The organism is Pseudooctadecabacter jejudonensis, assembly GCF_900172275.1.
Lineage (GTDB): Bacteria > Pseudomonadota > Alphaproteobacteria > Rhodobacterales > Rhodobacteraceae > Octadecabacter > Octadecabacter jejudonensis.
Genome location: NZ_FWFT01000009.1, coordinates 1 through 2,500, shown reverse-complemented (window position 1 = coordinate 2,500; position 2,500 = coordinate 1). Strand labels below are relative to the sequence as shown.

Annotated in this window: 2 rRNA genes (1 of these 2 cut by a window edge); both read left to right on the top strand. The window is 52.5% G+C overall.

Going from position 1 to position 2,500, the window contains the following annotated elements:
* Window positions 1-2,226, top strand: a 23S ribosomal RNA gene (locus tag PSJ8397_RS16635) (it extends 677 nt beyond the left edge of the window).
* Window positions 2,227-2,349: 123 nt separating this feature from the next.
* A 5S ribosomal RNA gene (gene rrf, locus PSJ8397_RS16630) occupies window positions 2,350-2,464 on the top strand.
* Window positions 2,465-2,500 lie beyond the last annotated feature (36 nt).

The following is a 2,500-nucleotide window of genomic DNA, read 5'->3' as shown; positions in this document are numbered from 1 at the left end:
CGACTTGGTCTATCTAGCAAGCTTAAGCCGTTAGGTGTAGGCGCAGCGAAAGCGAGTCTTAATAGGGCGCATGAGTTAGATGGATCAGACCCGAAACCGAGTGATCTAGGCATGACCAGGTTGAAGGTAAGGTAACACTTACTGGAGGACCGAACCCACATCTGTTGAAAAAGATCGGGATGAGTTGTGCCTAGGGGTGAAAGGCCAATCAAACTCGGAGATAGCTGGTTCTCTGCGAAATCTATTTAGGTAGAGCGTCATCCGAATACCCCGGGGGGTAGAGCACTGGATGGGTAATGGGGCCCCACAGGCTTACTGATCCTAACCAAACTCCGAATACCCGGGAGTACTAGATGGCAGACACACTGCGGATGCTAACGTCCGTAGTGGAGAGGGAAACAACCCTGACCTACAGCTAAGGCCCCCAATTCATGGCTAAGTGGGAAAGCAGGTGGGACGACCAAAACAACCAGGAGGTTGGCTTAGAAGCAGCCATCCTTTAAAGATAGCGTAACAGCTCACTGGTCTAAATAAGTTGTCCTGCGGCGAAGATGTAACGGGGCTCAAGCCATGAGCCGAAGCTTAGGATGCACATAGTGCATGGTAGCAGAGCGTAGTGTGACATAGTTCCATGCCTCCTTAATCCCTTCGGGGATATTGGAGGCGAGGAACTTTCGATGAAGCGGGCGTGTGAGCGATCCCGTGGAGAGATCACTAGTGAGAATGATGACATGAGTAGCGACAAACAGGGTGAGAGACCCTGTCGCCGAAAGTCCAAGGGTTCCTGCTTAAAGCTAATCTGAGCAGGGTAAGCCGACCCCTAAGGCGAGGCCGAAAGGCGTAGTCGATGGGAACCAGGTTAATATTCCTGGGCCAGGTGGTAGTGACGGATCTCGAGGGTAGTTCATCCTTATTGGATTGAATGGGCTGCTTAGAGGTTCCTGGAAATAGCTCCACCGCTAGATCGTACCCTAAACCGACACAGGTGGACTGGTAGAGAATACCAAGGCGCTTGAGAGAACGATGTTGAAGGAACTCGGCAAAATACCTCCGTAAGTTCGCGAGAAGGAGGCCCAGTTTCTACGCAAGTATTGGCTGGGGGCACAAACCAGGGGGTGGCGACTGTTTACTAAAAACACAGGGCTCTGCGAAGTCGCAAGACGACGTATAGGGTCTGACGCCTGCCCGGTGCCTGAAGGTTAAAAGGAGGAGTGCAAGCTCCGAATTGAAGCCCAGGTAAACGGCGGCCGTAACTATAACGGTCCTAAGGTAGCGAAATTCCTTGTCGGGTAAGTTCCGACCTGCACGAATGGCGTAACGACTTCCCCGCTGTCTCCAACATCGACTCAGCGAAATTGAATTACCTGTCAAGATGCAGGTTTCCCGCGGTTAGACGGAAAGACCCCGTGCACCTTTACTACAGCTTCGCATTGGCATCAGGCACAACATGTGCAGAATAGGTGGTAGGCTTTGAAACGTGAACGCCAGTTTGCGTGGAGCCTCCTTTGAGATACCACCCTTGTTCTGCTTGATGTCTAACCGCGGTCCGTTATCCGGATCCGGGACCCTGCGTGGTGGGTAGTTTGACTGGGGCGGTCGCCTCCTAAACAGTAACGGAGGCGCGCGAAGGTTGGCTCAGAGCGGTCGGAAATCGCTCGTTGAGTGCAATGGCAGAAGCCAGCCTGACTGCGAGACTGACAAGTCGAGCAGAGTCGAAAGACGGCCATAGTGATCCGGTGGTCCCGAGTGGAAGGGCCATCGCTCAACGGATAAAAGGTACGCCGGGGATAACAGGCTGATACTGCCCAAGAGTCCATATCGACGGCAGTGTTTGGCACCTCGATGTCGGCTCATCTCATCCTGGGGCTGGAGCAGGTCCCAAGGGTATGGCTGTTCGCCATTTAAAGAGGTACGTGAGCTGGGTTTAGAACGTCGTGAGACAGTTCGGTCCCTATCTTCCGTGGGTGTAGGATACTTGAGAGGAGTTGCCCCTAGTACGAGAGGACCGGGGTGAACGATCCACTGGTGGACCTGTTGTTGCGCCAGCAGCAGTGCAGGGTAGCTATGATCGGACAGGATAACCGCTGAAGGCATCTAAGCGGGAAGCCCCCCTCAAAACAAGGTATCCCTGAGAACCGAGGTAGACTACCTCGTCGATAGGCCAGAGATGTAAGTGCGGTAACGCATTCAGTTGACTGGTACTAATGGTTCGATAGGCTTGATTTGATCCAGTAATAGCAAGGTTCCAATACCAACGCTTTACGGACAAAAGCATACACAACACACAGTCGTACATGACTTGGACAACACCCCCCTTCCCATAATGGGAAAACTCTATTTCTTTCTCGGTTTGGTGGTCATAGCACGAGCAAAACACCTGGCCCCATTCCGAACCCAGCCGTTAAGTGCCGTAGCGCTGATGGTACTGCGTCTTAAGACGTGGGAGAGTAAGTCACCGCCAAACCTAGTAAGAAATAGAAAAATATCTCTCTCATGATGT